Source organism: Actinospica robiniae DSM 44927 (assembly GCF_000504285.1).
GTDB classification, from domain to species: domain Bacteria; phylum Actinomycetota; class Actinomycetes; order Streptomycetales; family Catenulisporaceae; genus Actinospica; species Actinospica robiniae.
This window is the reverse complement of record NZ_KI632511.1, coordinates 4,277,181-4,301,165: the sequence shown is the minus strand read 5'-3', so window position 1 is coordinate 4,301,165 and position 23,985 is coordinate 4,277,181. Positions and strand designations below refer to the sequence as shown.

The 23,985-nt window shown below is 71.0% G+C and carries 19 protein-coding genes; 10 read left to right on the top strand and 9 right to left on the bottom strand.

Features of this window, described 5'->3' with window-relative positions; translation table 11 throughout:
- Window positions 1-47: 47 nt before the first annotated feature.
- Window positions 48-1,694, bottom strand: coding sequence for a glucose-6-phosphate isomerase (gene pgi, locus ACTRO_RS18240; RefSeq protein ID WP_034264565.1), 1,647 nt, complete (start codon window positions 1,692-1,694; stop codon window positions 48-50).
- 142 nt (window positions 1,695-1,836) lie between these two features.
- On the opposite strand from pgi, the gene ACTRO_RS18235 reads away from it, so the two are divergent.
- The 9 genes from ACTRO_RS18235 (at window position 1,837) to ACTRO_RS18195 (ending at window position 15,382) form a co-directional block, all read left to right on the top strand.
- Entirely contained in the window at window positions 1,837-2,610 is a 774-nt protein-coding gene (locus tag ACTRO_RS18235) for a response regulator transcription factor (protein WP_034264564.1), read from the top strand.
- Complete coding sequence (locus ACTRO_RS18230; protein ID WP_211244317.1) at window positions 2,607-3,683, top strand: sensor histidine kinase; 1,077 nt, start codon at window positions 2,607-2,609, stop codon at window positions 3,681-3,683. The genes ACTRO_RS18235 and ACTRO_RS18230 overlap by 4 nt, the downstream gene beginning before the upstream one ends.
- A gap of 257 nt (window positions 3,684-3,940) precedes the next feature.
- Window positions 3,941-7,741 carry a multifunctional oxoglutarate decarboxylase/oxoglutarate dehydrogenase thiamine pyrophosphate-binding subunit/dihydrolipoyllysine-residue succinyltransferase subunit gene (locus ACTRO_RS18225; RefSeq protein ID WP_034264561.1) on the top strand — a complete coding sequence of 1,267 codons (3,801 nt, stop codon included), beginning with the start codon at window positions 3,941-3,943 and terminating at the stop codon, window positions 7,739-7,741.
- Window positions 7,742-7,827: 86 nt separating this feature from the next.
- Window positions 7,828-8,097 (top strand): DUF4177 domain-containing protein, encoded by a 270-nt coding sequence (locus ACTRO_RS18220; protein WP_034264558.1) that lies wholly within the window; start codon window positions 7,828-7,830, stop codon window positions 8,095-8,097.
- 1,303 nt (window positions 8,098-9,400) lie between these two features.
- Window positions 9,401-9,952 carry a MarR family winged helix-turn-helix transcriptional regulator gene (locus tag ACTRO_RS18215; RefSeq protein ID WP_245594415.1) on the top strand — a complete coding sequence of 184 codons (552 nt, stop codon included), beginning with the start codon at window positions 9,401-9,403 and terminating at the stop codon, window positions 9,950-9,952.
- Window positions 9,949-11,226: an MFS transporter gene (locus ACTRO_RS18210; protein WP_051451012.1), complete on the top strand. Its 1,278-nt coding sequence runs from the start codon at window positions 9,949-9,951 to the stop codon at window positions 11,224-11,226. Before ACTRO_RS18215 ends, ACTRO_RS18210 begins: the two co-directional genes overlap by 4 nt.
- 120 nt (window positions 11,227-11,346) lie before the next feature.
- Window positions 11,347-11,862 carry a PadR family transcriptional regulator gene (locus tag ACTRO_RS18205; protein ID WP_051451011.1) on the top strand — a complete coding sequence of 172 codons (516 nt, stop codon included), beginning with the start codon at window positions 11,347-11,349 and terminating at the stop codon, window positions 11,860-11,862.
- Window positions 11,844-12,617, top strand: coding sequence for an ABC transporter ATP-binding protein (locus ACTRO_RS18200; RefSeq protein ID WP_034264555.1), 774 nt, complete (start codon window positions 11,844-11,846; stop codon window positions 12,615-12,617). The genes ACTRO_RS18205 and ACTRO_RS18200 overlap by 19 nt, the downstream gene beginning before the upstream one ends.
- The gene (locus ACTRO_RS18195; RefSeq protein ID WP_034264553.1) at window positions 12,614-15,382 is read left to right on the top strand and encodes an FtsX-like permease family protein; all 2,769 of its coding nucleotides are present in this window, start codon (window positions 12,614-12,616) and stop codon (window positions 15,380-15,382) included. The genes ACTRO_RS18200 and ACTRO_RS18195 overlap by 4 nt, the downstream gene beginning before the upstream one ends.
- Before the next feature lie 125 nt (window positions 15,383-15,507).
- On the opposite strand, the gene ACTRO_RS18190 is transcribed toward ACTRO_RS18195, so the two are convergent.
- The 4 genes from ACTRO_RS18190 to ACTRO_RS18175 form a co-directional block, all read right to left on the bottom strand.
- Window positions 15,508-16,242 (bottom strand): DsbA family oxidoreductase, encoded by a 735-nt coding sequence (locus tag ACTRO_RS18190; RefSeq protein ID WP_034264550.1) that lies wholly within the window; start codon window positions 16,240-16,242, stop codon window positions 15,508-15,510.
- 84 nt (window positions 16,243-16,326) lie between these two features.
- Window positions 16,327-17,004: an HAD family hydrolase gene (locus tag ACTRO_RS43520; protein ID WP_051451010.1), complete on the bottom strand. Its 678-nt coding sequence runs from the start codon at window positions 17,002-17,004 to the stop codon at window positions 16,327-16,329.
- 13 nt (window positions 17,005-17,017) lie between these two features.
- Window positions 17,018-17,998, bottom strand: coding sequence for a GNAT family N-acetyltransferase (locus ACTRO_RS18180; protein ID WP_157436321.1), 981 nt, complete (start codon window positions 17,996-17,998; stop codon window positions 17,018-17,020).
- A gap of 46 nt (window positions 17,999-18,044) precedes the next feature.
- Entirely contained in the window at window positions 18,045-19,025 is a 981-nt protein-coding gene (locus tag ACTRO_RS18175) for a GNAT family N-acetyltransferase (protein ID WP_169739919.1), read from the bottom strand.
- Between the two features lie 152 nt (window positions 19,026-19,177).
- On the opposite strand from ACTRO_RS18175, the gene ACTRO_RS18170 reads away from it, so the two are divergent.
- The gene (locus tag ACTRO_RS18170) at window positions 19,178-20,932 is read left to right on the top strand and encodes a peptide-N4-asparagine amidase (RefSeq protein WP_051451008.1); all 1,755 of its coding nucleotides are present in this window, start codon (window positions 19,178-19,180) and stop codon (window positions 20,930-20,932) included.
- A gap of 59 nt (window positions 20,933-20,991) precedes the next feature.
- On the opposite strand, the gene ACTRO_RS48170 is transcribed toward ACTRO_RS18170, so the two are convergent.
- From ACTRO_RS48170 to galK, 4 genes are all read right to left on the bottom strand, one after another.
- Window positions 20,992-21,168 carry a DUF6104 family protein gene (locus tag ACTRO_RS48170; RefSeq protein WP_169739918.1) on the bottom strand — a complete coding sequence of 59 codons (177 nt, stop codon included), beginning with the start codon at window positions 21,166-21,168 and terminating at the stop codon, window positions 20,992-20,994.
- 29 nt (window positions 21,169-21,197) lie between these two features.
- Window positions 21,198-22,133 (bottom strand): alanyl-tRNA editing protein, encoded by a 936-nt coding sequence (locus tag ACTRO_RS18165; protein WP_034264543.1) that lies wholly within the window; start codon window positions 22,131-22,133, stop codon window positions 21,198-21,200.
- A gap of 91 nt (window positions 22,134-22,224) precedes the next feature.
- Window positions 22,225-22,785 (bottom strand): YbhB/YbcL family Raf kinase inhibitor-like protein, encoded by a 561-nt coding sequence (locus ACTRO_RS18160; protein WP_034264541.1) that lies wholly within the window; start codon window positions 22,783-22,785, stop codon window positions 22,225-22,227.
- Between the two features lie 4 nt (window positions 22,786-22,789).
- Window positions 22,790-23,965: a galactokinase gene (gene galK / locus ACTRO_RS18155; protein WP_034275412.1), complete on the bottom strand. Its 1,176-nt coding sequence runs from the start codon at window positions 23,963-23,965 to the stop codon at window positions 22,790-22,792.
- Window positions 23,966-23,985 lie beyond the last annotated feature (20 nt).

Sequence of the window (23,985 nt, the reverse complement as noted above, 5' to 3'; positions counted from 1 at the left end):
TAGCACGGCGTTCCCTGCCGTGCTACGCCATTCGAATTGCGCTACGGCTACCGCCCGCGCAGCTCCCGGTAGGTCTTGACCAGCTCGTTCGTGGACGAGTCGTGCGCGGCGGGGGCGGGGGTGCCGTCGGCGACGAGCTCGGGCTCGATCTTCTTCGCGAGCACCTTGCCGAGCTCCACGCCCCACTGGTCGAACGAGTTGATGTTCCACACCGCGCCCTGGGTGAACACCTTGTGCTCGTAGAGCGCGACGAGCTGGCCCAGCACCGACGGGGTGAGCTTCGGCGCGAGGATCGTGGTGGTGGGGTGGTTGCCCTGGAACACCCGGTGCGGCACGATCGCGGCCGCGGTGCCCTCGGCCTCGACCTGCTCGCGGGTCTTGCCGAAGGCCAGCGCCTCGGTCTGGGCCAGGAAGTTCGCGGTGAGCATGTCGTGGTGCGCGCCGCGCGGGTCGGCGGCGGGGACGACCGGCTCGGCGAAGCCGATGAAGTCGGCCGGGATGATCTTCGTGCCCTGATGGATCAGCTGGTAGTAGGCGTGCTGGCCGTTGGTGCCGGGCGTGCCCCAGACGATCGGGCCGGTCTGCCAGGCCACCGGCTCGCCGTCGCGCTGGACCGACTTGCCGTTGGACTCCATGTCCAGCTGCTGCAGGTACGCGGAGAACTTCGAGAGGTAGTGCGAGTACGGCAGCACCGCGTGGGTCTGCGCGTCGAAGAAGGAGCCGTACCAGACCCCGAGCAGGCCGAGCAGCGCCGGGACGTTGCGCTCCAGCGGCGTGTGACGGAAGTGCTGGTCCACGGTGTGGAACCCGGCCAGCATCTCGCCGAAGCGCTCCGGGCCGATCGCGATCATCAGCGACAGGCCGATGGCCGAGTCGTACGAGTAGCGGCCGCCGACCCAGTCCCAGAACCCGAACATGTTCGCGGTGTCGATGCCGAACTTCGCCACCTCGGCGTCGTTGGTGGACACCGCGACGAAGTGCTTCGCCACCGCCGACTCGTCGCCGCCGAGCTGGCCGAGCAGCCAGGCCTTGGCGGACGTCGCGTTGGTGATGGTCTCGACCGTGGTGAAGGTCTTGGACGAGATGATGAACAGCGTCTCGGCCGCGTCCAGGTCGCGGGTGGCCTCGTACAGGTCCGCGCCGTCCACGTTGGAGACGAAGTGGAAGCTGAGCGAGCGGTCCGAGTACTCGCGCAGCGCCTCGTAGGCCATCGCCGGGCCGAGGTCCGAGCCGCCGATGCCGATGTTGACGACGTTCCTGATGCGCTTTCCGGTCGCCCCGGTCCACTCGCCCGAGCGCACCCGGTCGCTGAACGCGGACATCCGGTCGAGCACCTCGTGCACGCCCGGCACGACGTCCTCGCCGTCCACCGAGATGTGCTCGCCCCGCGGCGCGCGCAGCGCCACGTGCAGCACCGCCCGGTTCTCGGTGACGTTGATCTTCTCGCCCGCGAACATCGCGTCGCGCAGCTGCTCGACCCCGCGTGTCTTGGCCAGTTCCAGCAGCAGCGCCAGCGTCTCGTCGGTGACCAGGTGCTTGGAGAAGTCCACGGCCAGGTCGCCCACCTCGAGCCGCAGCCGCTCGGCCCGGCCCGGGTCGTCGGAGAACAGCTCCCGTAGATGCGTCTGCCCGAACGCCTCCCGGTGCTTGGACAATGCCTGCCACTGCGCGGTCTCGGTCAACTGCTGCGTCATCTCGACGGCTCCTCGGCTGCAATACTCTGCGTCAGATCTGTGGTCGGGATCAACCTAACACCGCGCCCGCACGGCAGGTCGGCGGTACTGCCGGTGGCCGTGCGCGCGCCCCTCCGCCGAGATCGCGGACTAATGTGCTGGCATGAGTTCGGCCTATTCCTCAAATTCCAATGAGACCGCGCGGCGCAAGATCCTCGTGGTCGAGGACGAGCCGACCCTGGCCGACGCGGTGCTGGCCCGGCTCAACGCGGCCGGGTTCGCCACCGCGTACGCCGCCACCGGTCCGGCCGCCGTCGCCGCGGCCCGCGAGGAGCAGCCGGACGCGCTGGTGCTCGACGTGATGCTGCCCGGCTTCGACGGGCTCGAGGTGTGCCGCCGGCTGCAGGCCGAGCGGCCGGTGCCGGTGCTCATGCTCACCGCCCGGGACGCCGAGTCGGACCTGCTCGCCGGGCTCGGCGCCGGCGCGGACGACTATCTGACCAAGCCCTTCTCCATGCGCGAGCTGATCGCCCGGATCACCGCGCTGCTGCGCCGGGTGGACCTGGTGCGGGCGCAGGCCCTCAAGAGCGAGGCGCCCAGCGGCGAGGACGACCCGGCCCCCGCGCTCGAGCTCGGCACGCCGGAGCACCCGCTCAGCGTCGACCGGTCCCGGCGCCGGGTGCGCGCCGACGGCGCCGAGGTGCACCTGACCCCGATCGAGTTCGACCTGCTGCTCAGCCTGGCCCGGCGCCCGGGCCAGGTGGTCTCCCGGCAGCGGCTGCTGGCCGAGGTGTGGGACTGGGCGGACGCCTCGGGCACCCGCACCGTCGACTCCCATGTCAAGGCCCTGCGGAAGAAGATCGGCGCCGGCCGGATCCGCACCGTGCACGGCGTGGGCTACGCGCTCGAGACCGGCGGCGAGGCTGAGGCGCCGTGAGGCCGCGCGACCGGGTGCGGCGGCGCGACCGGGTGACCCGGCTGCGCGAACTCCAGCCCCTCGACCGGCTCTCCTCGCTCCGGATCAAGCTCGGCGTGCTGGTGGCGGCCTCGGTCACGGTCTCGGCCGGGTTCGTCGCGATCGGGGTGACCCTCGGCATCCAGGCCAGGTACGTGGTCACGGTCGCGGTGCTGCTCTCGCTCGCGGTCACCCAGGTGCTGGCGCACGGCATGATCGCCCCGCTGCGCGCGATGGCCGCGGCCGCCTCGTCGCTCGCCCACGGCGACTACTCCCGCCGGGTGCGCGCCACCTCCCGGGACGAGGTCGGCCGGCTGGCCGTGGTGTTCAACCGGATGGCGGCCGATCTCGAGGCCGCCGACCGGGCCCGGCGCGAGCTGATCGCGAACGTCTCGCACGAGCTGCGCACGCCCATCTCGGCGCTGCGGGCGGTGCTCGAGAACGTGGTGGACGGCGTCACCGAGCCGGACGGCGCGGCGGTCAAGGCCGCCCTGGCCCAGACCGAGCGGCTCGGGCTGCTGGTCGAGGAGCTGCTGGACCTCTCCCGGCTCGAGGCCGGCGCCGTCCCGCTGGACGTCTCCGAGTTCGAGGTGGAGCCGTTCCTGGCCGAGGTGGTGCGCCAGGCCCAGACCGCGGGCCGGGCGGTGCGCTACCGGCTCGACGTGCGCCCGCCCGGGCTGTCCGCGCGGGCCGACGAGGGCCGGCTGCACCAGGTGATGGCCAACCTGGTGGACAACGCGGCCAAGCACTCGCCGGCGGACGGACTGGTGCAGGTCTCCGCGGTGCGCACCGCGCTCGGCGCGCTGCGGGTCGAGGTCGCGGACGAGGGGCCGGGCATTCCCGAGCCGGAGCGGGCCCGGGTGTTCGAGCGGTTCACCCGCGGCTCCACCGGCAAGAGCGCGTCCGGCGGCGGCACCGGCCTGGGTCTGGCCATCGCGCGCTGGGCGGTTCAGCTGCACGGCGGAACCATCGAGGTCATGCCCTCGGCGCGCGGGGCGCTCATCCGGCTCGAACTGCCCGCCGAGCAGCCTTCCGCGCAGCGACTATCGGAATAGTCATCTCGGACTACGGCATTATGCTCAGTAAGGGTGGTTCAGGTCCCGAGTTAGTGTGACTCTCGTCGCGTTGGCCGGTGCGAACTGCGATTCGCGCGGGAAAGCGCGTAACCTGGGCTACCGCTGCCCGCTGAGGAGGAACCGCAGGGGCCCGCGCCGGCGTTAGTCATTCGCCGCGGATCCATCGGCTCCCGCCTGCCGGGTGCGAGGCAGTCCGAGAACGCGGATCTACGAAGCGGAAGAGGGCGGAACCCGCCGTGTCGCCACAGTCCACACCGACCACGTCTGAGTCCACTCCAGCTCCGGGCGGCGGCGAGACGCCTCCTGGCGAGCTGGCGCAGTTCGGTCCCAACGAATGGCTCGTCGACGAGATCTACCAGCAGTACCTGCAGGACCCGGAGTCGGTCGACAAGGCCTGGTGGGACTTCTTCAACGACTACCAGCCGGCCACCGCCTCGGCCGCCGCTCCGCCGCCCGCCCCCTCCGCCCTCCCCGCGCAGCCGGCCACCGCGGCCCCCGCCCCCGAGACCCTCGCCAAGGTGCAGGTCCCGGGCGCGCAGGCGCCCGTCGCCGAGGCCGCCGCCCCCGCCCCATCCGCGCTGCTCAAGTCCGCGGCCCTCGCGCCCAAGCCCACCCCGCAGGCCGAGGCCCCGGTCGGCGGCGTGCCCCGGGACGCCGCGATCACCGCGCCCCCGGCCCCCTCCACCCCGTCCGGCGGCGGCGCCCAGACGACCACGCTCAAGGGCCCGGCCGCGCGGCTGATCGCCAACATGAACGCCTCGCTCGAGGTGCCCACGGCCACCTCGGTGCGCGCCGTGCCGGCGAAGCTGCTGATCGACAACCGCATCGTCATCAACAACCACCTCAAGCGGGCCCGCGGCGGCAAGGTCTCCTTCACCCACCTCATCGGCTACGCCATGGTCCAGGCGACCAAGGCGATCCCGGGCATGAACGCCTCGTTCACCGAGGTCGAGGGCAAGCCGGCACTGGTCACCCCGGAGCACATCAACTTCGGCCTGGCCATCGACCTCGCCCGGCCGGACGGCTCGCGCACGCTCGTGGTGCCCTCCATCAAGGCCGCCGAGCTGATGGACTTCCGCGAGTTCTGGCAGGCGTACGAGGACCTGGTGCGCAAGGCCCGCAACAACAAGCTCACCGCGGACGACTTCGCCGGCACCACCATCTCGCTGACCAACCCGGGCGGCATCGGCACGGTGCACTCGGTGCCGCGGCTGATGCGGGGCCAGGGCACCATCATCGGCGTCGGCGCGATGGAGTACCCGGCCGAGTACCAGGGCGCCAGCGAGGAGACCCTCAACCGGCTGGCCGTCAGCAAGATCATGACGCTGACCTCCACCTACGACCACCGGATCATCCAGGGCGCGGTCTCCGGCGAGTACCTGAAGGTCATCCACCAGCTGCTGCTGGGCGCGGACGACTTCTTCGACAAGGTCTTCGAGTCGCTGCGGATCCCCTACGAGCCGGTGCGCTGGGTCCAGGACATCGCGGCCACGCACGAGAACGACGTCAACAAGACCGCGCGCGTGCAGGAGCTGATCGACTCCTACCGCACCCGCGGCCACCTGATGGCCGACACCGACCCGCTCGAGTACAAGCAGCGCCGGCACCCGGACCTCGACGTGGTCTCGCACGGCCTGACCCTGTGGGACCTCGAGCGCGAGTTCGCCACCGGCGGCTTCGGCGGCAAGCCGCTGATGAAGCTGCGCGACGTGCTCGGCGTGCTGCGCGAGTCCTACTGCCGCACCGTCGGCATCGAGTACATGCACATCCAAGACCCGGCGCAGCGCCGCTGGATCCAGTCGAAGGTGGAGAACGGCAACACCAAGCCGTCCCGCGAAGAGCAGCTGCGGATCCTCAACCGGCTCAACGCGGCCGAGGCGTTCGAGACCTTCCTGCAGGTCAAGTACGTCGGCCAGAAGCGGTTCTCGCTCGAGGGCGGCGAGTCGGCGATCGCCGTGCTCGACCAGATCATCTCGTCCGGCGCCGCGGAGGGCCTGGACGAGGCCTGCATCGGCATGCCGCACCGCGGCCGCCTCAACGTGCTGACGAACATCGTGGGCAAGCCGTACGCCAAGGTGTTCAGCGAGTTCGAGGGCAACCTCGACCCGAAGACCATGCACGGCTCCGGCGACGTGAAGTACCACCTCGGCACCGAGGGCACCTTCACTTCGCTGAGCGGCAAGCAGATCAAGGTCTCGCTCACCGCGAACCCCTCGCACCTCGAGGCGGTCGACCCGGTGCTCGAGGGCTTCGTGCGGGCCAAGCAGGACATCATCAACAAGGCCGGCTCCGCCTTCACCGTGCTGCCGATCCTGATGCACGGCGACGCCGCGTTCGCCGGGCAGGGCGTGGTGGCCGAGACGCTGAACATGAGCCAGCTGCGCGGCTTCCGCACCGGCGGCACCATCCACCTGGTGATCAACAACCAGGTCGGCTTCACCACCTCGCCGGCCGCCTCGCGCTCCTCGGTCTACGCCACCGACGTCGCGCGGATGGTCGAGGCGCCGATCTTCCACGTCAACGGGGACGACCCCGAGGCCTGCGTCCGGGTGGCGCAGCTCGCCTTCGAATTCCGGCAGGAGTTCAACAAGGACGTCGTCATCGACATGGTCTGCTACCGGCGCCGCGGCCACAACGAGGGCGACGACCCGTCGATGACCCAGCCGCTGATGTACAAGCTGATCGAGGCCAAGCGCTCGGTGCGCAAGCTCTACACCGAGGCGCTGATCGGCCGCGGCGACATCACCATCGAAGAAGCCGAAGCCGCCCTGAAGGACTACCAGGCCAAGCTGGAGCAGGCCTTCTCGGAGACCAAGGAGACCGGGAAGGCGGCGCCCTCGCCGGCGGTCGAGCAGGCCGAGGAGCCGTTCCCGGTCGCGGTCCCGACGGCGATCTCCGACGACGTGGTCAAGCGGATCGTCGAGGTGCACGTCAACCTGCCCGAGGGCTTCGAGCCGCACCCGCGGGTGCTGCCGCAGCTGCAGAAGCGGGCGCAGATGATCGGCGACGGCACCATCGACTGGGCCATGGGCGAGACCCTCGCCTTCGGCTCGCTGCTGATGGAGGGAGTGCCGGTGCGCCTGGCCGGCCAGGACTCGCGCCGCGGCACGTTCGTGCAGCGCCACCACGTGGTGGTGGACCGCACCACGGCCCGCGAGTACACGCCGCTGTCGTACCTGTCCGAGAACCAGGCCACGTACACGGTCTACGACTCGATGCTCTCCGAGTTCGCGGCCATGGGCTTCGAGTACGGCTACTCGGTGGCCCGCCCGAACGCGCTGGTGCTGTGGGAGGCGCAGTTCGGCGACTTCGGCAACGGTGCGCAGACGATCGTGGACGAGTTCATCTCCTCCGGCGAGCAGAAATGGGGCCAGCGCTCCGGCGTGACGCTGCTGCTGCCGCACGGCCACGAGGGCCAGGGCCCGGACCACTCCTCGGCCCGGATCGAGCGCTACCTGCAGCTGTGCGCGCAGAACAACATGACCGTGGCGATGCCCTCGCTGCCCTCGTCCTACTTCCACCTGCTGCGCTGGCAGGCGCTGAACCCGGCGCACAAGCCGCTGGTGGTCTTCACGCCGAAGTGGATGCTGCGGGCGAAGGCGGCGACCTCCTCGATCGAGGAGTTCACGCGCAACGAGTTCCGGCCGATCATCGGCGACGAGTCGGTGGACAAGGCGGGGGTGCGCAAGATCCTGGTGTGCTCCGGCAAGATCTACTGGGACCTGGTCGCCTACCGGGACAAGCACAAGGTCACCGACACCGCGATCGTGCGCGCCGAGCGGCTCTACCCGGTCCCCGAGGCCGAGCTGCGGGCGGAGCTGGAGAGCTACCCGGCCGACGCGCGCGTGCGCTGGGTGCAGGAGGAGCCGGCCAACCAGGGCGCGTGGCCGTTCATGGCCCTGCACCTGACCGGCGAGCTCGGCGGCCGCGTGCTCACCCACGTGTCCCGCTCGGCGTCCTCGTCCCCGGCCGTCGGCTCGCACAAGCGGCACGAGTTCGAGCAGCAGCGCGTGGTCGAAGAGGCTTTCGCCGGCTGACGGAGATAGCAGAGAACTGACGAAGTCCCCGCCCGGACCCCGGTCCGGCGGGGGCTTCGTCGTTGACGGGTCGTTAGACTCCGGCCATGACACCGATGCCGGCCATAACCCAGTGGGAGTACAGCCTGGCGAGCCTGGCCGTCGTCGCGCAGCGCTCGTCGCCGCTCGATCAGCGGCTCGGCGACGCGCTCACGACGATCGAGGGCGAGCTGGACGAGCTGGGCGCCGACGGCTGGGAGGCCGTGGGCCCGGTGACGGTTTCGTCGCTGCACGGCAACGACGAGAAGTTCGCTACCGTCCTGCTGCTCAAGCGTCCGGTGCGGCCTGAACCTGAGGATGCCGTCCCATATGCCTAACGCGATTTGATGATCGTGTCGAGTGCTGGTGGGTGTGGTGGCTTGTCGGGTTGGGGTGGTCGTCAGGGTGTGGGCGGCCGCTTTGCGTCGCCTGGTTCGTCTGTCCACCCGCCCACCCGTTGCGTTGGTGGGGCGGCCTGCGGTTTCAAGATCGAAAGGCGCCGCTGGCGGGCCCTTCTCTCGGAGAGAGTGCCGGGTTCGCGTGGGTGCCGGCGTGGCGGGGCGGGCTGGGGTTCGGGGTGGATTGTGCGGGGCGCCGCTTGACCTCCCGGCAGAACCCTGATCGGGCTTCGCCTGCCCGACCGAGGAGAGAGCACACCCCCTGAGGGTCCGGTGCGAGCTGCGCTCGGGCCGAGTCCTGTCCCGTGGCCTGGCCGCGCTCGATGCGGAAGGATTCTGCATCGCCGTGATCTGAGCATCCCGGTTCCCGATCCGCGCGAAGGGTCGATGGTCCGGTAGCCCTTGATGCTGGATCTTGCATCGCCTTGGTGCGATCCATCGCGATCCCAGATCTCGCGGCAGAATCCGGCAGGCCGGCCATGTTCGATGCGGAAGGATTCTGCATCGCCCTGATCCGATCCACCCGGAGCTCACGTACTGCACAGCATCGCCCGGCCCGGTCGTACCCCCGAGGGGAAATCCTGCACCGCTTTCGGCCGTACCCCTGACGCTATCTGCCCAGCCACCCCGTCCACCTCCCTCCTGTCACAAGCTCCGACAACCCTCGTACTCTTCTATGCTAGACGCGACCACCGACAAAAGGCGCGTATCCGGCCTTTAGTTATTAAAGAAAATATAGGATATTTCCGGGCACTCGGGGGTGTTCCCCGGCGTTGAAGGAGTAGAGGAGAAGACAGCGGCCCAGAACGGTGATGCAGGATTCTTCCGGATCGAGCGCGGCCTGGCCACGGGGACTCGGCCCGAGCGCAGCTCGCACTGCCCCCTCAGGGGGTGTGCTCTCTCCTCGGTCGGGCAGGCGAAGCCCGATCAGGGTTCTGTCGGGAGGTCAAGCGGCGCGATGCAAGATCGAGCATCAACGAGGGCCGCCGCCGCTTGAGCTCCCGGCAGGTTCCTGATTGCCTCCGGGGACCGGCCGAGGAGAGAGCTCGCCCCCGCAACCTCACCATCGCGAACCACGGCCCGCTCCGCCAACGCCAGCACCCCACAGGCCCCGGCAATCTCTCCGAGGGAAGGGCCTGCCAGCGGCGCTTTTCGTCTTGAAGCCGCAGCTCGCCCGCGAATGCAACGGGTGGGCGGAGTGGAATAGTTAGACAAGCTACATAGACTGTCCTATGCTTTTTCCATGAGCACTGGACCAGACCTCGGCGCGGCGGCCGACGCCGCGCTGGCGGCGGGCGAGTACGCGGAGCCGGAGATGAACGCCGGAGCCGCGCTGCACGCGCTCTCGGCGGCGGTGATCCGCTTCGTCGAGCATCCCCGGCAGCTGAGCCTGACCTCGGTCTCGACCCTCGCGGCGCTCGACCGCAGGGGCGAGTGCCGGATCACCGAGCTGGCCGCGCTGCAGGGGGTCGCGCAGCCGTCGATGACCGCGCTGGTCGGCTCGCTCGAGCAGGCCGGGCTGGTGCAGCGGGCCCCCGACCCGACCGATCGCCGGGCCGTGCTGGTCTCGCTGACGCCGTCCGGGCGCTCCTACCTCAGCACGCGGCGACGGGACGGGGCCGAACGGCTCACCACCCTGATCGCGCGGCTCCCGGACGGCGACGCCGCCGCGCTGGCCGCCGCCGTGCCCGCGCTCCTGCGGCTGCGCGAGCTGCAGGAGGAGGCGATGGAGCTCAACGCACCGAATCCCGCCCACAAGGCGGAACCCAAGACAGGGAAGCGGATCCAAGCATGAATTCCCCTCATTCCACCGGCTCCGGGGGCGGCGTGTTCCGCCAGCCCAAGGCCGTCTGGGCGGTCGCCTTCGCCTGTGTCGTGTCCTTCATGGGCATCGGCCTCGTCGACCCGATCCTGCCCGCCCTCTCCGACCAGCTGCACGCCTCGCCCAGCAACGTCGAGCTGCTGTTCACCAGCTACCTCGTGGTTACGGCGGTGGCGATGCTGGTCACCGGCTGGGTCTCGAGCCGGATCGGCGGCAAGAAGACGCTGATCGCCGGCCTGATCCTGATCGTGCTCTTCAGCGCGATGGCCGGCTCCTCGGACACCATCGCGCAGATCATCGGCTTCCGCGCGGGCTGGGGGCTGGGCAACGCGCTGTTCATCGCCACCTCGCTGGCGGTCATCGTCGGCGCGGCCTCCGGCGGCTTCGCCGGCGCGATCATCCTCTACGAGACCGCGCTCGGCGTCGGCATCGCGCTCGGCCCGCTGGTGGGCGGGCTGCTCGGCGGGATCAGCTGGCGCGGGCCGTTCTTCGGCGTCACGGCGCTGATGGCCATCTCGCTCACCGCGACGATCGTCTTCCTGGACAAGACCCCGGCGTCCCCGCGCAGGATCGGGCTGACCGAGCCGCTGCGCGCGCTGCGCCACCGCGGGCTGGCCACCGTCAGCGCGGTCGCGTTCTTCTACAACTGGGCGTTCTTCACGGTGCTGGCCTACAGCCCGTTCCCGATGAACCTGGGCATCCACGAGCTCGGATTCGTGTTCGCCGCCTGGGGCCTGCTCGTGGCCGTGTTCGCGGTGCTGGTCGCGCCGCGGCTGCAGGCGCGGTTCGGCACGGCGCGCACCCAGTACGCGAACTTCCTGTTGATGGCCCTTGACCTGCTGGTGATCGCCGTGTGGACGGACCACAAGCCGGTGCTGATCGTCGCGGTGATCGTGGCCGGCGCCTTCATCGGGCTCAGCAATACCCTGATGACCCAGGCGGTCATGCAGGTCTCGCCGGTGGACCGCTCGGTGGCCTCGGCCGCCTACGGGTTCGTCCGGTTCATCGGCGGCGGCCTGGCCCCGTTCGCGGCCGGCAAGCTCGCGGCGCACTTCGACGACCACGCGCCGTTCTACGTCGGCGCGGTGGCCCTGCTGGCGGCGATCGCGGTGCTGGCCAGCGGCCACAAGCTGATCGGGGCGGCGGACCGGCAGATGCAGGGCGGCCACGGCGGCGACGCGGAGCCGGCCGAGCTGGAGCGGGACGAGGAGACCGGCGACCTGATCGCGGCGAGCCTCGGGGAGTAGCGGCACACGCAGTCGAGGACCGCGCCGGGTGACCGGCGCGGTCCTCTGACGTCCCGGCACTTGCGCCCGCTCCTGCATACTCGGTATTCATACTCCGTGTGTAGATGAGGGGAGGGAACGTTGTCCGTCAAGCACGGGATCCTCGCGCTGCTGCGGGACCGGCCGGGTTACGGCTATCAGCTGCGCGCGGCTTTCGAGGAGAGCACCGGGTCGACGTGGCCGGTGAACATCGGGCAGATCTACACCACGCTGGGCCGGCTCGAGCGGGACGGATTCGTGGCCAAGACCGGCGAGGACGCCGACGGGCACGTGGTCTACGAGATCACCGAGGCCGGGGGGCAGGAGCTGGCCGAGTGGTTCATGCGCCCGATCAGCCAGGCCGAGCGGCCGCGGGACGAGCTCGCGATGAAGCTCGCGCTGGCCGTGACGGTCCCGGGCATCGACGTGGCCGGGCTGGTGCAGGGCCAGCGCGCGCACGCCCAGTCCACCCTGCAGGAGCTGACCCGGCTCAAGGTGCGCGCCGCCGCGCCGCACCTGGCCTGGTCGCTGGTGCTCGAAGCGCAGATCTTCCAAGCCGAGGCGGAGATCCGCTGGCTGGACCATGTGGAGGAGCGGGTATGCCGAACGAATGGGTAGGTCCGGTGGTCAGTGTGCACGGGCTGACCCGGGCCTTCGGAAGCGGGGAGGCGCAGGTCAAGGCCCTGGCGGGGGTCGACCTAGAGGTGGCCGCGGGCGAGCTGGTGGCGGTGATGGGGCCGAGCGGGTCGGGCAAGACCACGCTGCTCTCGCTGGCCGGCGGGCTCGACGCGCCGACCGCGGGCGAGGTCGTGGTGGAGGGCGTTCGGCTCGCCGACCTCTCCCGCCGCGCGCTGGCCCGGCTGCGGCGCACCAGCATCGGCTACGTCTTCCAGGACTACAACCTGATCCCGGCGCTCACCGCGGCCGAGAACGTCGCGCTGCCGCTCGAGCTGGACGGGATGGGGGCGCGGCGGGCCGGCAAGCTGGCCGAGCAGGCGCTGGCGGAGGTGGGGCTGGACGGGCTGGCCGGCCGGTTCCCCGAGGAGATGTCGGGCGGCCAGCGCCAGCGCACGGCGATAGCCAGGGCCCTGATCGGCGAGCGTCGGCTGATGCTGGCGGACGAGCCGACCGGGGCGCTGGACTCGCAGACTTCCGAGGCGGTGATGCGGCTGCTGCGGGCCCGTTGCGACGCGGGCGCGGCCGGGATCCTGGTGACGCACGAGCCGCGCTTCGCCGCGTACGCCGACCGGACCGTCTACCTGCGCGACGGGCGCGTAGTGGGCAGCGTGGGGTCGACCGGCGCGGCCACCGGGCTTGAGCGCGACGCGCTGAGCACGGCCGTGGGCGGCGCGGCGGGGCAGGGGGAAGAGTGAAGGCCTGGATCGGCTCGTGGCGTTTCGCGCTGCGGATGGCGCGACGGCAGGTGCCGCGCAGCAAGGCCCGCAATGCACTGATCGTCGCGATGCTTGCGCTGCCGGTCTTCGGCACGGTCGGGGTGGAGACGCTGATCCACAGCGCCGTGGATCTGACCACCCCGGAGCAGGTCACTCGGAGCGTCGGCGGATTCGACGCGTACATCCGGGCGTCGGTGGACACGCCCGTCGATCAGTCGGCCGACGGCCAGCAGTGGGAGTCGCAGCCCGGCACGTTGAAGGGCACCGCCGGCGTGGATTCCACCGGAGTGCTCAGCGTGCTTCCCTCCGCGGCGCTGACGCCGGAGCAGATCGCCGGACCGGTGTATCTCGACGGCGCCGGCGGGTACGCCCAGGGAACCTATCTGCAGGTGGATCTCGGGAATCCGGACACCGCGGGTGCCTTCGACGTCGTGTCCGGCCGGTTGCCGCGTACCGGGCAGGAGATCGGCCTCACTCCCGCGATGGCCGCCGACCTCGGCGCCGCGGTCGGCGGACGGATCACGCTCGTCGGGTCGTCCGCGTCGGACGGGACGGCCGCGACGTTCACCGTCGTGGGGCTGCTCGAGCTGCCGGACTCGACGATGGCCGAGAGCGCCTTCGCCCTGCCGGCGGCACCCGCCGCCAAGCACGAGGTGACGGCGGGATGGTTCGTCTCGAACCCGGGCGGGGTCTCCTGGACTCAGGTGCAGGCCCTCAACTCGCTCGGGCACGTGGTGATCTCCCGCTCGGTCGCACTCTCCCCGCCACCCACCTCGCAGATCCCTTACGAGGCTCACCAGTTCGTCTTCTTGCGTTCCGGCGTGCCGCTGGAGCTGCCGCAGTTCGCGGTGCCGGCCGCGATCTCCGGCATCGCGATCGGCATCGGCCTGCTGGAGGTGGTGCTGCTGGCCGGGCCCGGCTTCGCCGTGTCGGCGCGGCGCCGCGAGCGCGAGTACGCCATGCTCGGCGCGGCCGGGGCGGACGGGGGCCAGGTCCGGCGGGTCGTGCTGGCCGACGGGATCGTACTCGGCGCGATAGCCGGGGTCGTCGGGGTCGGCCTCGGCATCGGCGCCGCGGCAGCCGCGCTGCCGTTCGGGGCCCACTTCTCGGGGCGGATACCCGGGGCGCTGCGCATCGACGTGCCGCATGCCGTCGGCGTCGCCGTACTGGCAGTGCTCCTCGGACTGTGTTCGGCGCTGATACCTGCGCGCGGAGCATCCCGGCGCGAGATCATGGCGACGCTCAGCGGTCGGCGGACCGTGGTCGGGCGGCGCCGGCGGCGCTCGGCCGGAGTGTGCGGCGGGCTGATCCTGGCCGCGGCCGGGCTGATCGGCGTGTACTTCGGCGAGACGATCTCGCCCGGGCAGGCGCAACTGCTGATCACCAGTGGTGTCGCGCTGATCGAGATCGGCGCGATCCTGTGCACGCCCGCGATCGTGGCCGGCATCGCCTCGTTCGGCCGGTGGCTGCCGCTCGGGCCGCGGCTCGCTCTGCGCGACAGCGCCCGGCATTCGGGGCGCACCACCCCGGCGGTCGCGGCGATGTTCGCCGCGGTGGCCGGCGCGGTGGCGGCCGGCGCGTGGCTGGAGAGCTCGGCGGCGCAGCAGCGGGCGCAGTACACGCCGCGGTTGCTGCCGAATCAGATCGCGGTGCACACGGACGCGGCGGACGCCCCGCGGATCCTCAGTGCTCTGCGTCAGCAGCTGCCGGACATCACCGGGAGCGTGACGCTCGAACCGGTGGCCGGGTACGGCCAGTCGAGCGACGAGCCGATCCAGTGGAGCGCCGGCCTGTTCACCCCGGGGAGCACGCCCGGGTGCGCGGTGAACGGCGTGCAGAAGGTCCTGGTCGACTCGGACGGCATGGGCATATGCGGCGACTACCTCGATCCGACGGCGTACGAGGGCGAGTTGATCGGCGACGGGCAGCTGCTGCGGCAGGTGACCGGGTTCGAGGACGCCGCGGCGGATCAGGTGCTGGCCGAGGGCGGAATCGTGGTGACGACGCCGGGCATCGTGAAGGACGGCACCGTCGGGCTGGTCGTGCAGCACGATGTCGCGGCCGCGCACGCCACCTACGCGACGCAGACCACTGAGGTGTATACGCTGCCCGCGGTCTACCTGAACATGCAGGGCAAGCCGGATCCCTCATTCGTCATCTCGCCGGCCGCGGCGCGCAAGACGGGCCTCGACGCGCCCACCGCGGGGCAGACGGCGCTTGTGGTCGATCTGAGGCAGACGGCCACCCCGCAGCAGATCGTGCGGGCGGACGAAGCGATGGACGGCCTGCATCTGAACGGCGATTTCGAGCAGGATCAGGGCGTCATCGAGGCACGCAGCACGGTCAACCTGATCGTCCTCGGCTTCACCGTCCTGCTCGCCCTCGCCGCCGCGGCGATCGCGACCGGCCTGGCGCTGGCCGACGGCCGGGCCGACCAGCAGACGCTCACCGCGGTCGGCGGCTCACCCTGGACCCGTCGCTGGCTGGCCGGGTCCACGGCGCTGGTGATCACCGGGATGGGCGTGCTGATCGGGGTGCCGATCGGATTCGTCGTCGCGGCGGGGCTGGTGCGGGTGAGCGACTTCAACCTCGTCGGGATGAACGTCTACCTGCAGGCCATGCCGTTCACGGTGCCGTGGCTCAACCTCGTCGCGATGGCCGCGGCCGTACCGGTCGCGACGGCCGTCGGCGCGATGCTGCTGAGCCGCTCGAACAGTCCCGACCGGAAGCTGCGGCTGGACTAGCGGGCCGCAGCACTACACATACGGGCAGCGCCGCCGCGAACTCGCGGTTGAGGAGCACAGCGCCGCCGCGACACATACGGGCAGCGCCGCCGCGAAAGAGGAGGGGAGCGGCGGCGCTGCGCTTCTCAGCGCTGCGGTACGGCGCAGCCTTCCGGTCCGCAGACCTCGTCGGCCTGGCCCGGGTCCGGCAGACCGGGCACGGTGGCCAGCTTCGGGGCCTGCGGCCGGGTGGCCCACGCCTCCTCCAGCGCCTGCTTGAACACCGCGGCGGGCTGGCCGCCGGAGACGCCGTAGCGGCGGTCCAGCACGAAGAACGGCACGCCGTTCGCACCCAGCTCCGCGGCCTCGCGCTCGTCGGCGCGCACCTCGTCGGCGAACGCGGTCGGGTCCTCGAGCACCTTGCGGCTCTCCGCGGGGTCGAGGCCGGCCTCCTCGGCCAGCTCGAGCAGCCGCGCGCGGTCGAACACCGAGCGCTCCTCGGCGAAGTTCGCCCGGAAGGTCAGGTTGACCAGCTCGTTCTGCCGGCCCTGGGTCTGCGCGAAGTGCAGCAGCCGGTGGATGGCGAAGGTGTTGCCGCTGTCGCGGCCTTCGCTGCGGTAGCCGAGGCCCTCGGCGGCGGCGTTGTCCGCGACGCGCTGTTCGGCCTGGCGGGCCTGCGCCTCGCTCATGCCGTACTTCTTCGCGAGCATGCCGAGCACCGGCGTGGTCTCGCCCTCGGGGCGGTTCGGGTCCAGCTCGAAGGAGCGGAAGACCACCTCGACCTCGTCCTTGTGCGCGAACTCGGCCAGCCCCTGCTCGAACCGGGCCTTGCCGATGTAGCACCAGGGACAGGCCACATCACTCCAGATCTCCACGCGCATCGGCTTGCTCCTGCTTCTCGGCGTACGCTCGGTCGCGGACGCCGTTCGCGCCGCTCTCTATCGCAGCCGACGCGGCCCGCCGGTTTATTCCGTCGGCTCTCCGGCGGCGATGATCTCCATCGCCTCGAGGACGGTGGCGCAGTCGTGGTCCGCGCGCACCGCGCTTGCGGGCTGCTCACGGCCGTACGGCAGCCAGATCGTGCGTAGGCCGGCGCCGTGGCCGCCGACGACGTCGTTGGCGTGGTTGTCGCCGACCATCCAGCCGTGCGCGCCCAGCTCCACGCCCAGGCCCTCGGCCGCGATCTCGAAGATGCGGCGTTCCGGCTTGCGCACGCCCGCGGCCTCGGAGTCGATGACGAAGTCGACGTAGCGGCGCAGCCCGACGGTCTCGATCTTGGCCTGCTGCACGGCCGTGGTGCCGTTGGTGACGATGCCGAGCCGCCACCCCTTCTCGCGCAGCACGACCAGGCCCTTCGCCACCCGCGCGTCGAGGACGAACTTCACCGGGTAGGTGGCGAGGATCCAGGCGAGCAGTTCTTCGGGCGGGGTGGCGATTCCGTACCATTTCTCGGCCTTGTCGGCGAACGCGCGCCACGAGATCGGCTCGATCCGGTCGCGCAGCGCCGCCACGGCGGCCTCGTCCACGGCGGCGGGGTCGATCAGCCCGTATCGGATCGCGAACTCGCGGACGAACTCGTGGAACGGCTCGCCGGTCGACACCAGGGTGTCATCGAGGTCGAAGAGAGCGTATTTCACGGTCACGACTGCGGGCCCTTCAGATCGGTATTTGCTTGACATACAGTGTCGTACCATTGCCGACGCTGAAACCGGCGTGTTCGTACACGCTCAGCGCGCCGGTCGGATTGCGGGCGTCCACGTTGAGGGCGGCGCCGTCGTACTCCAGTTCGGCGGCCGTCCGCAGGACGGCGGCGATCAACGCCGAGGCCACGCCGCGGCGGCGGTACTCGCGGCGGGTGGCGATGGTGGTCAGCTGGACCTCGCGCCGGTCCGGCCGGTCGGGTCGGCTCGGCACGGAGTTCGACAGCACGTATCCGGCGATGCGGCCTTGTGCCGGATCGCGAATCAGGAAGCTGAGGTCGGGCAGGAAGCTGAGTGCGGTCAGCCGCCGCGACCACATCAGCGGCGTCGGCGGGGTGAAGCCCGGATGGTCGGCGATGAAGGCCTCGAGGTGCGTGGCGAGCAGGTCGTGCTCGTCCGCGGGGTGGAAACGCCGCAGCTCCAGGCCGGGGGAGACGGACGGCCGGGCCGGCAGGGTGTCGCGCGGCAGGTCCTTGGCCATCCTGAGGTGCCGTCGCGAGGGCGTGAATCCGGCTTCCGCGGCGAGCTTCGCCTGACCGTCCACGCCGTCGGCGGTGAGGAACGCGATCTCCAGCGGCGCGCCCGGAAAGACCTCGGCGTGCAGGCCCGGCGCCGCCTGCACCGCCCGGCGCACGAGCTCGCCGCCGATCCCCGCGCGCCGATGCCGCGGATCGACGGCGCCCCACAGCTGCAGCTGGTGCTGGGGCATCAGGCCGGTCCGGGCGAACAGGATCGAGAACGCGGCCAGCGCGTCGTCGCCGTCGAAGGCCCCGAAGTAGCGCCGCTTGACCTCGCCGATGGATTCGCGACGGAAGATCTCGGCCATGTCGGCGCTCGAACGCAGGTCGCTGGTGCCGTCGGCGATCGCGGCGGCGCGGTGGACGTCGGACATGGCCGGAGCGTCGAGGCGGGTCAGGGTGCGCCAGGAAAGATCCATGGTGCGCAAGGCTATAACCCTTGCGTGTACGGGGATCCGACCGCGTTCAGCCCAGAGCCTTCGCGTACGTGATGAATGTGCGCTGTACTTCGAATCCGAGCCGCTGGTAGATGCCCAGCGCCCCGGTCGGATTCTCGGCCAGCACGCCCAGCGACGCGGTGTCGTAGCCGAGCCCGGCCGCCGCGTGCACGACCGTGCCGATCAGTGCGCCGGCCACGCCTCGGCCGCGGAACTCGCGCCGGGTGCCGATGTAGTTGATGTACACGTCGTGCAGGCCGGTGGCCTCGGTGTCCGCGTCGTAGTAGTAGCACAGGATGTAGCCGGCGAGCGTGCCGGATTCCGTGTCCCGCAGGCCGAAGGTGAGTTCCGGGCGGAAGGACTCGGTGCCGGTGCGTTCGGCGAAGACCTCCGGCGGCACGAACGTGGAGCCCGGGTGGTCCGGCACGAACGCCTCGTTGTGGGTGATCCGGAACTCCTCGGCGACATCGGAGCCGAAGGGCACGACCGTGAAGCCGGCCGGCCGTGCCGGGGCCTGCTCCGCCTCGTCGGCGGAGATCCGGCGCAGCATGCCGAAGTCGTAGTGCTCGGCCCGGTAACCGTGCGCCTCCAGCAGCGCGCGATGGTCCGCCATCTTGTCGAACGCCGGTGCCTGCAGCTTCACCGGCGCGCCCGGGAACCGCAGTTCACTGATCTCGGGGGCGGCCTTGTCGGCCCAGGCCAGGAGTTCGGCGCCGATTCCGCGGCCGCGGAACTCCGGGTGCACCACGCCCCACAGGAACATCTCGTGCACCGGGTCGGCGGCGGTCCGCGCGTGTACCAGGCATGAGGCGACGAGCCGTCCGTCGGCGAACGCGCCGACGATGCCGCGCTCCGCGTCGATGCCGGAGGAGGACAGGTCGTCGATGAAATCCTGGGCGGAATACGACTCGCCCATGTCGTCGACGGCCTCGCCGGCCTTCCGCAGTTCGGCGGCCGCCCCGGCGTCCTCGACGGTCAACACACGCCACAGCAGGGTCGGATCGGTCATGCAGCGCATGGTACGGGCCCGCCCGCCGGCCGGCATCCGATTTTGCCTCCGGCGGCTTTACGGCCGAGCGAGCCTGCGCCAAGGTGAATTCGTGTTCTGCTGAAAAGCACAGGACACGCCACGACCCATCCGACCCTGATGGAGCCCACATCGTGCGACTGATCAAGTCCGCGCGCCTCGGCGTGCTCACCGCCGCACTCGGCCTGGCGCTGGCCTCGGGACCAGCGGCTTCGGCCGCGTCCGCCCACGCCACGCCGACCGCCTCGAAGGCCCCGACCGCCCGCACCCTCGCCCAGGCGCGCGACGACGCCGCGCCCGCCTACATCGAGAACGGCTACCAGAACCCGGTCTCCGCGTACCAGCCGGTGTCGCGCCCGGACACCCGCAGCTGCACCGTCACGGCGATGCAGTACGACTTCTCCGACTCCTACCTCACCGGCGACTACACCGGCACGCTCACCCCGCCGACCGCGTGCGCCGGGCCGTGGAGCAAGGTCGTGCTCGACTGGTACGGCAGCGTGCAAGGCGTCCAGTACGACCGGCTGGCCGGGGTGTGGATCGGGGGCGCCGAGGTCTTGCGCACCTCCACACCCGAGCCCGACGCGGCCGGCATCTCATGGCACGTCGACCAGGACATCTCGTCGTACATCCCGTTGCTGACCAAGACGCAGCCGCTGGATGTGAGCCTGGGCAACCTCATCAACGACACCGACACCGGCGTCTATCACATCACCTTGAAGATCACCTATTACACCGCGAATCGCGCGAACCCGCCCGTGCGCACGGCGGACGAGGTGCTGCCGCTGAGCAACACCGACTCCGACGGCGCGGCCGACTGGTGGGACCTGACCAAGGGCCAGAGCGCGAGCCTCACCGAGACTTTCCCGACCAACCTGACCGGCGCGGACATCGAGATCTACGCGCGTGGCAACGGCTGTGAGGAGTTCTGGTACAGCAACGTCCCCGACGACGACGCGACCGACACCGCGGACGGCTACTGCTCCGGCGGGACATACCGCGAAGTGGGCGTGGAAGTCGACGGTCGGCTGGCCGGCATCGCGCAGGTCTATCCGGTGATCTACAGCGGCGGCATCAACCCCATGATGTGGCGCCCGATCATGAGCGTGGACTCGTTGCGCACGGAGCCCTACACGCTCGACCTGACGCCGTTCGCGGGCGTGCTCTCCGACGGGAAGCAGCACACGATCACGCTGGTGGCACCTGCCGACATCAGCGACGTGTGGATGCTCGACGCGACGATGTTCCTCACCACCGACGCGCACAAGGCCCACACCGGCGGCGCCGTCACCAAAGACACGATCGCCGCGTCGCCGAAGCTGACCACCACCATCGCCAGCCCGACCGCCGGCACCGACGTGATCACGGCGAACGGCTCGCGCGACTGGTCCGTATCCGGCTACGTCGACACGAGCCACGGCCGGGTCGTGACGACCGTCAGCCAGCACCTGACCTACCGCAACCTCGACACCATCTGGGGCAGCGGCGAATACCAGACGGTCGACCAGCAGGACCAGGGCTACACCCAGGTGGACACCGACGGCGTGGCCCAGCGCCAGACCTGGAGCTACCCGATCAGCATGTACGCCTCGTACATCCCCGACGGGACCGGATCGGGCTTCCTGCTCACCGCGAAGGTCAGCCAGGCCCGGTTCACTTCCACCGAAGCCGACGCACGTGGCCGGTGGACGACCACATCGCGCATCGCCGACAAGATGGCCGCGAACGGCGTGCTGCAGCGGGCCGACGACGGGTCGAACCTGCAGGCAGACGGGCGGGACTCGGAGGACTATCAGAGCTCGACGCCGTCGCAACCCTGCTACCACCACGTGATCGAGGCCGACCACGGTCAGGTCACCGCCGACGTACACCCGGGCTGCCGGAACTGATCCGCGGGAACTGATTCGCGGTATCCGACCAACCAGTGCCTGGCCGCCCGGCCGCGGCCCTACTCGTCCTCGTCGTCGAGCCGGGCCAGCCAGGTGGCCAGGCGCTCGATCGGCGTCTCGAACTCCGGGTTCAGGTCGACGAAGGTGCGCAGCTGCTCGGAGAGCCACTCCAGCGAGATCTGCTCCTCGCCCCGCCGCGCGGCGAGCTCCTCGATGCCCCGGTCGGTGAAATACATGCCGCGATCTTACCGGCGCCGCCGGGCGATCAGCGCAGCTTCGGGACGGTGACGGCCACCAGCTCTGTGCCGTCCTCGGAGAGCGAGAGCGAGCAGTGCAGGGCGTCGAGCTCGCCGAGCCGCTCCAGATGGGTGCCGCCGCAGAAGATCGAGGCCGTGCCCTCCGGCAGCTCGCACACCCAGGCCCGGCGCGCGGTCAGCTTGGCCGACTTCTCCCCGCCCACCACCTCGACCCGCACCGGCGCGTCCGCGGCGATCCACCCGGCCAGTCGCGCGTTGACCGCGTCCGCCAGCTCCGGCAGCGCCTCGGCCAGGCCGTCCGGGTCGAAGCCCTTCTTCCGCAGGGACTTGCCGATCCGGTACCGGTCCGTGCTCGCGTGCACGTCCATCCGCGAGCTGTCCATGGCGATGGAGTCGAAGTCCGGGCGGCCGAACGCGTCCTCCCGGCCCGGCGCCCGGCGCCAGCGCCCGGCCAGCGCCTCGTTCAGCGCGAGCGCGGTCAGGTGGCAGCCGGTGTGCGCGGCCGAGAGCGCGCGGCGGCGGGCGGCGTCCACCCGCAGCAGCGCGTTCGAGCCCACCGCCGACTCGATCTCCGCGTCGGCGTCGAGCACGTGCACCACGAGCCAGGACCAGGATTCCTCGCCCCGGCGCACCGGGATGTCGGTGCCGAGGGCGAACGCGCCGTCCGGGCCGAGGGCGCCGGTGACGGTGTCGAGCACCGGATAGGCGACACCGTCGACCAGCACCGTGCCGCTGTCGCCGGGCTGGTCCGGCCAGGTGTGGTCGACCGGGTGGAACGGGGTGGTGTCCACGACCAGGCCCATGCCGCCGGCCGGGCCGGGTGCGCCGGCCGGCTCGTCCGCCGCGGCCCGGGCCGCGGGCAGGGCCAGGACCGCGAGCACCGCGGACGCCCCCTCGGTCGCACCGGAGGGGAACGTGACCAGTGTCGTGGCGTACTGCACCATGGCTCCAGTCTCGCACGACGCCCGCGGCCTCGCGGCCGAACCCCGCGATCCGTGACCTGGCCGTGGCCTTGCGGCTATCGGCCGCGCGTCCCTACCCGGCGACTTCGAACCGGGGCACCAGATACGCCCGGCCGATGCTGTGCATGAACAGGTTGAAGCCGAGCACGATCGGGTCGGTGTCCCCGCCCAATCCGAGCGACTCGACGTCCACGGCGTGCACCACGAAGAAGTAGCGGTGCGCCCCGTGTCCGGGCGGCGGGCCCGCGCCGACGTATCCGGTGAACCCGGCGCTGTTCGTCAGCATGACCGCGGACTTCGGCAGGTCCGACGAGCCGGCGGCGCCGGCGCCGGTCGGCAGCTGCGTCACCTCGACCGGGACGTCCGCCACCGCCCAGTGCCAGTACCCGGCCGCGGTCGGCGCGTCCGGGTCGTAGCACGTGACCGCGAAGGACTTGGTCCCGGCCGGGAACCCGGACCAGGACAGCTGCGGCGAGAGGTCCTCGCCGCCGGGGATGCCGAGCACCTTGGAGGCGTGGCGCACCGGGAGTGTCTGACCGTCCGTCACATCCGTGCTCGTGAGCGAGAAGGTCGGTACCTCGGGCAGATGATCGTACGGATTGAACGGGAACGGCGCCTTGCGTGTATCAGCCATGCGACTAGTAAACCTGGAACGCCCCGCGATCGGCGGCAACCGTGAACAGCTCTGCGCCCGGCAGCGCGTCGGAGACGGTCTCGGCCACCCGGTCCAGCCGGTCCGCGGACACCAGCGCGATCGCGCAGCCGCCGAAGCCGCCGCCGGTCATCCGCGCGCCGTGCGCACCGCCGCGCAGAGCCGCGTCCACGACCACGTCGAGCTCCTCGCAGGAGACCTCGTAGTCGTCCCGCAGCGAGGTGTGCGAGGAGGTCAGCAGCTCGCCCGCCGAGTTGAGCCGCGGGCCCTCCAGCGGGCCGAGCTGCAGCAGGCTGACGAACCGGCTCACCCGCTCGTTCTCGGTGACCACGTGCCGCACCCGGCGCAGGCTCACTTCGTCGAGCTTGGCCGCGGCCCGCTCGAGATCGGCGGAGGTCAGGTCGCGCAGGGCGCTGACTTCCATCGTCCGCGCGGCGGCCTCGCAGGTCGCTCGGCGCTCGGCGTAGCCGCTCTCGCCGTGGGAGTGCTGCACCTTGGTGTTCATCACCAGCAGCGCCAGGCCGGACTCGGCCAGCGCGAACGGGTGGATGGCGATGTCGAAGCTGCGGGTGTCGATGTGCAGCACCGCGTCGGCCGCGGCGAACGCGGAGGAGAGCTGGTCCAGCGGCCCGCAGGGCACGCCCGCGTACCGGTTCTCGGCCAGCTGGGTCAGCCGGGCCAGCTCGGCCGGCGAGATCGGCTGGCCGGCCAGGCCGGTCAGCGCCAGCCCGGTGGCGCACTCGAGCGCGGCCGAGGAGGAGAGCCCGGAGCCCACCGGCACGCTCGAGGAGTAGGCCAGGTCGGCGCCGGTGAACCCGGGCGCCAGCGCGCCCGCGCCGCTCAGCGCCCAGGCGACTCCGGCCGGGTAGGCGGTCCAGTCCTGCTGCGCGCCCGGCTCGATCGCGGCCAGCGGGATCTCCACCACGCCGGTGGACCCGCCGCTGGAGATCAGGCGTAGCACCCCGTCCAGCCGCGGGGCGGCGGCCACCGCGGTGTAGCGGTCGATGCCCATGGGCAGCACGAAGCCCTCGTTGTAGTCCGTGTGCTCGCCGATCACGTTCACCCGGCCGGGCGCGGCCCAGATCCCGGTGGGCGCACCGCCGTACACGGACTCGAATATCTTCCTGGCCGCATCTGCGGACGTCTGCGCGGCAATGGACATCGTCTCGTTCACTCCTTCAC